The organism is Agrococcus versicolor, from assembly GCF_039531815.1.
GTDB classification, from domain to species: Bacteria; Actinomycetota; Actinomycetes; order Actinomycetales; family Microbacteriaceae; genus Agrococcus; species Agrococcus versicolor.
This window is the reverse complement of record NZ_BAAAQT010000007.1, coordinates 36,070-43,667: the sequence shown is the minus strand read 5'-3', so window position 1 is coordinate 43,667 and position 7,598 is coordinate 36,070. Positions and strand designations below refer to the sequence as shown.

Annotated in this window: 3 protein-coding genes and 1 tRNA gene; 3 read left to right on the top strand and 1 reads right to left on the bottom strand. The window is 74.0% G+C overall.

All coding sequences use genetic code 11. The annotated features are described in order from the left end of the window. Together ABD249_RS12355 and ABD249_RS12350 are read left to right on the top strand one after the other, a co-directional pair. The coding region (locus ABD249_RS12355; RefSeq protein ID WP_344344004.1) for a cell wall-binding repeat-containing protein at positions 1-3,585 on the top strand (3,585 nt) is incomplete at its 5' end. A 103-nt stretch (positions 3,586-3,688) separates the two neighbouring features. Continuing rightward, a tRNA-Ser gene (locus tag ABD249_RS12350) sits at positions 3,689-3,773 on the top strand. 59 nt (positions 3,774-3,832) lie between these two features. Here ABD249_RS12350 and ABD249_RS12345 read toward each other — a convergent pair. Beyond that, complete coding sequence (locus ABD249_RS12345; RefSeq protein WP_344344002.1) at positions 3,833-5,587, bottom strand: helicase HerA-like domain-containing protein; 1,755 nt, start codon at positions 5,585-5,587, stop codon at positions 3,833-3,835. A gap of 275 nt (positions 5,588-5,862) precedes the next feature. Between ABD249_RS12345 and ABD249_RS12340 the strand changes: the two genes are divergently transcribed. Then, on the top strand, positions 5,863-7,598 hold a 1,736-nt coding region (locus ABD249_RS12340; protein ID WP_344344001.1), incomplete at its 3' end, for a hypothetical protein.

The following is a 7,598-nucleotide window of genomic DNA, read 5'->3' as shown; positions in this document are numbered from 1 at the left end:
GGCTTCGTCGCGGACCTCACGGCCGACCAGGCCGTCGACCTCGCGATGGACCCGCGCGTCACGAGCATCCACGCCGACGAGATGCTGACGCTCGACGGCTCCCCCTCCAACGACTACCTCGACGTCGAGACCATGTGGGCGCAGGCCGGCGGGGTCGAGGGCGCGGGCGAGGGCGTCGTGGTCGGCGTGCTCGACACCGGCATCGCCCCCGAGAACCCGCTCTTCGCGGGCGAGCCGCTCGGCACCGACGCCACCACCGGCGAGCCCTACCTCGACGCCGAGGGCCAGATCCTCTTCCAGAAGGGCGACGGCGAGACCTTCACGGGCACGTGCGAGACCGGCCCGCAGTTCACGGCCGACATGTGCTCGACGAAGATCGTCGGCGCGCAGATCTTCCTCGACGGCTTCGGCGCCGACGAGATCGGCGGCGAGGGCGTGGAGGTCGCATCCCCCCGCGACCTCGACGGCCACGGCTCGCACACCGCCTCGACGGCGGCAGGCAACTTCGACGTGCCCGTGACGACCGAGGGCGGCCAGGACATCGGCACGATGTCGGGCGTCGCACCCGAGGCGCGCATCGCCGTCTACAAGGTCTGCTGGTCGGGCAACGACCCCGACCCGGCCGTCACCACCGACGACAGCTGCGCGGGCTCCGACCTCTTCCAGGCCATCGAGGCCGCGACGGCCGACGGCGTCGACGTCATCAACTTCTCGATCGGCGGCGGCTCGGCCTCCTCCGTGCTCGACCCCTACGACGTCGCCTTCCTCGGCGCAGCCGCCGCCGGCGTGTTCACCTCGGCATCGGCAGGCAACTCCGGCCCGAACCCGACCACGCTCGACCACGCCTCCCCCTGGTACTCGACCGTCGCGAACACGACGATCCCGAACTACGAGGCCACGATCGCGCTCGAGGACGGCACCCTCATCCCGGGCGCGTCCGTCACGGTCGACATGTCCGCCGACGCCGAGCCGTTCTCCGGACCGCTCGTCTACGCCGGTGACAACCCGGCGACGGGTGCCACGGCAGCCGACGCCGCGCTCTGCCTCCCCGGCTCGCTCGCGACGGTGCCCGAGGGCACGGTCGTGCTCTGCGACCGCGGCAACAACGCACGCGCCGAGAAGTCGGAGGTCGTCGCGGCCGCCGGCGGCGCGGGCATGGTGCTCGCGAACGTCACGCCCGGCTCGATCGACCTCGACGACCACGCCGTGCCGACGATCCACGTCGACGCGCAGTACCGTGCGCAGCTGCTCGCGGTGGCGCAGGCCGACCCGCAGGAGACCGTGACCTTCACGGCCGGCAACACGTCGGGTATCGAGACGGCAGCGCCCATCGTGGCCGCCTCGTCGTCGCGCGGCCCGGTCAACGTGGACGGCAACGACGTCATCAAGCCCGACATCGCGGCGCCCGGCACCGGCATCATCGCCGCCGGCCCGAACGCGGAGGGCGCGGACCCGACGTTCCGCTTCCTGTCCGGCACCTCGATGGCAGCGCCGCACGTCGCGGGCCTCGCCGCCGTCTACCTCGGGGTCAACCCGCTCGCCACGCCCGCCGAGGTCAAGTCGGCGCTCATGACGACGGCGACCGACACCGTGAACGCCGACGGCACCGTGAACCAGGACTGGTTCGCGCAGGGCGCGGGCTTCGTGGAGGCCACGAGCTTCCTCGACGCCGGGGTCTACTACGCCAACGGCACGGAGGACTGGTACGGCTACCTGCGCGGGATCGGGTACGAGCTGCCCGAGACCTGGGTGGGCTCCGCCATCGACCCGAGCGACCTCAACATCCCCTCGATCGGCATCGGCGCCCTCGCGGGCTCGCAGACGGTCACGAGGACGCTGACGGCGCTCGAGGCCGGCTCGTACACGGTCTCGGTCGACGCCCCCGAGGGCACGACCGCGGTCGTCAGCCCCACGACGCTCGACTTCGCCGCCGCAGGCGACGAGCGCTCGTACACCGTGACGTTCACGACGACGACGGCACCCGTGGGCGCCTTCACGACGGGCTCGCTCACGTGGACGAGCACCGAGCACACCGCCCGGTCGCCCATCGCGGTCTTCCCCGTCGCGCTCGACGCGCCGGAGTGGGTCGAGGGCACCGGCACGATCGGCTCGACGCCGATCACGGTGCTGCCCGGCCAGACCGGTGCGGTCGACGTCCTGCCCACGGGCCTCGGCAAGGTCGAGGAGATCCTCGCGGGCGAGGGCAACGAGGGTGACGCCGTCGAGTCCGAGACGTTCGAGGTGCCCGAGGACGCCGCCGCGCTCTACTTCGAGCTCGACGGCGAGGACGGCGTGTCCGACCTCGACCTCGCGGTCCTCCGCGTCAACGCCGCGGGCCAGGTCCTCCAGACCTACACGGCCGCGACCGCCGCGACGGACGAGACGCTCCTGATCGAGGACCCCACCGCGGGCACCTACGTGGCGATCGTCGACGTCTACAGCGTCGAGGGCGGCGGGGCGACCCCGTACGCGCTCGACCAGGTCACGATCGGCGGTGCGAGCGACGACGGGCAGTTCACGGCGGAGCCCTCCACCGTCCAGGGCACCGTCGCCGTCCCGACCACGTTCGACGTGTCGTGGCGCGGCCTCGACGCCGACAGCAGCTACATCGGGTTCGTCGACTACTCGACCGACCCGTCGCAGCGGACGTTCGTGCGGGTCACGACCGGCGTCGAGTCCGTGCCGGCCGCCGACCGCATCGAGGGCGCCAACCGGTACGAGGTCGCGGTCAACGCATCGCAGCTGAGCCACCCGGACGGCGCGGAGGTCGTCTACCTGGCCAGCGGCGAGGTGTTCGCCGACGGCCTGTCGGCCGGCCCGGCCGCCGTGCAGGAGGACGCACCGCTGCTGCTGACGCAGGGCGCCACCCTCACGGGTGCCACCCTCGACGAGATCGAGCGGCTCGCGCCGAGCGAGATCGTCATCGTCGGCGGGCCCGCATCCGTGAGCGCCGCCGTCGAGACCGCGCTGGGCGGCCTCGCCGACCAGGTCACGCGCATCGGCGGAGCCGACCGCTACGAGGTGTCCCGCAACATCGCGGACCGCGCCTTCGCGGACATCGGCGCGGCGTTCCTCGTCACGGGTGCGACCTTCGCGGACGCGCTCACGGCAGGGCCCGCGGCGGCATCGATCGATGCTCCCGTGCTCCTCGTGCAGGGCTCGCAGCAGGACCTCGACGCGGCGACGCTCGAGACCCTCGACGAGCTCGGCGTGTCGCGGACGTACGTCGCAGGTGGCCCGGCATCCGTGTCGAACGCCATCGTCGGCGCGCTCGTGACCGAGGGCCTCAGCCCGCAGCGACTGTCGGGTGCCGACCGCTACGAGGTCGGGATCGCCGTCAACCAGGCGTTCTTCTCGGCGCCCGTGAGCGACATGTTCCTGGCATCCGGCCAGGGCTTCCCCGACGCCCTCTCGGGCTCGGCGCTCGCCGGCTCGCTCGGCGCCCCGCTGTACGTCGTGCCCGGCACGTGCGTGCCGTCGGCCGTCATCGGCGAGAACCTGCGCCTGGACAACCCGGCCGTCACCCTCCTGGGTGGCCCGGCGACCCTGTCGCCGGCCGTGCAGGCGTACGCGGTCTGCAGCTAGTCGCACGACGCAGGGAGGGGGCGGGATCGCGATCCCGCCCCCTCCGGCGTCCGCACCCCGCTCCGTCGGGCTAGACTCGTCGGGTCGGCCTCGCGGCCACGCTGGAGGATTCGCCTAGTGGCCTATGGCGCACGCTTGGAAAGCGTGTTGGGTGCAAGCCCTCGGGGGTTCGAATCCCCCATCCTCCGCACAGCACGTCGATGCGCGGCGGCCTACGGGCCGCCGCGCATCGCACGTTCCGGGGGCGTCAGCGCCTGCGGGTGCCGAAGATGCCGCGGACGATCTCGCGGATGACCGTCTGGCCCGTCCGCGAGCGGATCGCCTCGACGACGGGGTTCGCGGGCTCGCGCCGCGAGCGCTGCGTCGCCGAGCGGTTGCGCGCCGCCTCCCGCTCGAGCCTGCGCGCCACCGCGTCGCGCGCCTTCGCCTCCTTGGCCGCGGCCGCCTCGGCCTCCGCCCGCTCCGCCGCCGCCTCGGTCTCTGCGAGCCGCGCCGCGAGGATCTCGTACGCCGACTCCCGGTCGACCGCCGTGCCGTAGCGGGCCTGCAGCGGCGAGGCGTCGACCGCCGCCTGCATCTGCTCCTGCGGCGTGGGATCCATCGACCCCTGCGGCGCGCGCATCCGCGTCCAGGCGACGGGCGTGGGCACGCCGCGCTCGTCCATGACCGTCACGATCGCCTCGCCCGTGCCGAGGCTCGTGAGCACCTCCTGCAGGTCGTACTCGCTCCTCGGGTACGTGCGCACCGTGGCGCGCAGCGCCGCCTCGTCGTCGGGCGTGTGGGCGCGCAGCTGGTGCTGCACGCGCGAGCCGAGCTGCGCGAGCACGTCCGAGGGCACGTCCTTCGGCGTCTGCGTGACGAACACGATGCCCACGCCCTTCGAGCGGATGAGCCGCACGGTCTGCGTGATCGCGGAGAGGAACGCCTTCGACGCGTCCTGGAACAGCAGGTGCGCCTCGTCGAAGAAGAACATCAGGCGCGGCCGCTCGGGGTCGCCGACCTCGGGGAGCGTCTCGAAGAGCTCGGCGAGCAGCCACATGAGGAAGGTCGAGAACAGCCGCGGCTGGTCGGCGACGCCCGGCACCTCGAGCAGGCTCACGACGCCCCGGCCGTCGTTCGTCGTGCGCAGCAGGTCGGCGACGTCGATCTCGGGCTCCCCGAAGAAGCGATCGGCCCCCTGCTCGGCGAACGCCGTCAGCTCGCGCAGGATGACGCCCGCCGTCTGCGGCGAGATGCCACCGAGCTCGCGCAGCTCCTTCCTGCCCTCGTCGCCCGTGAGCCACAGGAGCAGCTCGCGCAGGTCCTTGAGGTCGAGCAGGGCGAGCCCCTGCCGGTCGGCGTAGGCGAAGAGGATGCCGAGGCTCGACTCCTGCGTGCCGTTGAGGCCGAGCACCTTCGCGAGCATCGTCGGCCCGAAGCCCGTGACCGTCGCGCGGATGGGCACGCCGACGCCCTCGCCGCCGAGGGCGTAGTACTCGACGGGTGCCGCGCGCGGCTGCCAGTCCTGCCCGATGGCCGCCGTGCGCTCGAGCAGCCGCTCGCTCGACGCCCCCGGCGTCGCGATGCCCGAGAGGTCGCCCTTCACGTCGGCGGCGAAGACCGGCACCCCGGCGGCCGAGAGCTGCTCGACGAGCACCTGCAGCGTCTTCGTCTTGCCCGTGCCCGTCGCGCCGGCGACGAGCCCGTGCCGGTTGAGCATGCCGAGCGGGATGCGCACCGGCACCGACGGGTCGGCCTCCCCGTCCACGAGCACGCCGAGCTCGAGCGCGGCGCCCTCGAAGGCGTAGCCCGCGCGGATCGCCGCGACCGCCTCGGGCGAGAGGGAGCCCGCACGCCGCGCGGCGGTGGCCGCCCCGGGTTGCTCGGGTGCTGCGGCGGCCTGCTCCGCATTCGCTGCGGCTGCCGCTGCGGCCTCCATGGCCAGCAGCCTCGCCTCGGCGTCGGCCTGCGCCCGCCGCGCGTCCTCGAGGGCCTTGCGTGCAGCGTCCAGCTCGTCGGTCATGGCACCATCCTGTCGCGAGGAGGACCCGCGCGCACCCTCCGCGCGACGGGCGTTCCGGCACCCGCCGGGCCCATCCGGCCTCCCGGATCGACGGACTTGTACCCCATCGGCGAAGGATTTCATGGCTGAGTGATAGTTCCAGACCCGGTGAGGATATCCTGACCGAAGTCGAAGATTCTTCGGCGGGCGAGAGCCCGGAGCGACGCGTCACCGACCCCCCGGCGCGGACGATCCGGCACTCGCCGTGAGCTGGTGACGGGAGCAGCATGCGCACGGTGGACCCACTCGGGCGACACGACGACTGCACGAGGATCCTCGAGGCCGTCGACGCCGGCACGCGCGTCGTGCTCGTCGGGCACCCCCTCCTGGGGTCCGAGGCCGTGCGACGTCGCGTCACGCACACCGTCCTGCGCACGCCGGGTGCCGGAGCCATCGCGTTCCAGCCCATGCGCGGCGCGGCCGCGACGGACGACCTCCACACCGTCATGTCCGACGACGACTCCCTCGACACGCGCCGCGACGTCGCGCTGCCCAGCACCGACGCGTGCGGCGTCATGGTCGTGCGCCTCGGCCGCCTCACGCGCAGGCAGTTCGACCGCCTCGCCGACGACCGCCTCGCTCGCGCGGGCCTGGGGTCCGACTGGCTCGGCGGCATCGGCCGCGCCATGCTCCACGCGCAGTCGCGCGGCTACCCGCTGCTCGCGGCAGCGCTGCTCGACGACCGCCTGCGCCCCGACCGACCGCGTCGCTCCGCCGCCGCAGCCGCGGCGATCGTGCGTGCGCTCGAGCCCGAGCTGCGCAGCGCCGCCGAGGCCATCGCCGCCATCCACGGCCTGCGCGTCACGCGCGCCGTCGAGCACCTGGGCGCCGACGCCGTCGACGCCCTGCGGCACGTCGGCATCGTCGACGAGGTCGCCGGCGCGCTCGTGGTGCCCGCGATCCTCCGCGTCCCGCTCACGCAGCGGCCCAGCGAGCGCAGCGTGCCCATCCTCGTCGACATCGCCCGTGGCTGGTCGCGGCGCGACGCCGGCACGGTGAGCGAGTACATCGCCGCGCACCACGCCATCGAGCGCGGCATCGTCTCGACGAGCCCCACGACGCGTGCGCGCATCGCGGCGATCGCCGCCTGCACGCTCGTCGGCCGCAACCTCACGGGCTGCGCGAGGGACGCCGCGGCGACGGCGCTGTCGATCGACCCCGAGACCGTGCCGACGATGCTCGCGGCCATCGCGCGCGGCGAGACGGCCATCGCCGCGCCGCTGCTGCACGACGCGCGCGTCGCCGACTTCGACGACCTCACGACGCGCCTGGTCGCGTTCACCATCACGTCGTCGGTGCTCTCCCCCGAGCTCGCCGCCGCCGACCTCGTCGACCTCCTGCCGCCGCACTCCGAGTCCGGTGCCCGCCTGCGCCGCATCGGCGAGCTCGCCCGCGCCCAGGCCGCGCTCGAGACCGGCGACCACCGCACGGTCGCCCTCGCCGCGCAGGCCGCGCTCGTCGGCGGCGACCCGCTCGTGAGCATCCGCGCCTACGGCATCCTCGCGTGCGACGCGGCCTTCCGCGGCGACGCCGCGGCCGTGCTCGCGGCGGGCGACGGCGTCCACGGCATCGTCGGCCACGTGCAGGACTGGACGCGGACCATGCTCGCCGCCGCCGGCCGAGCGATCGCCGACACCCGCATGGCGGCGCGCGCCGTGGCCCTCCCGCCGCTGCCGCTGCTCGACTGCGCGCTCGAGCGCGTCGTCGAGATCGCCGCGACGACCGACGAGTCGGCAGCGACCGCCTACGCGCTCGTCTCGCGCATCGCCGAGGACGGCAGGCCCGGCCACGTCGGCATCGCCGAGTCGATGCTCGCCGACCTCCCGGACGAGGCGCCGCGGCGGCTCGCGCTCGCCGCGGTCGACGCCATGCACCGCGGCCCCGAGGCCGTGCGCGACGTCGCCGAGGCGACGCTGCTCATCGTCTCCAGCCATGTCGCGGAGCTCGTCGCCAGCGCCGAGCACGTCGACGG

Coding starts and splice junctions, on each gene's coding strand:
- ABD249_RS12345 (WP_344344002.1), bottom strand. CDS start 5,587: ATGACCGACGAGCTGGACGCTGCACGCAAGGCCCTCGAGGACGCGCGG.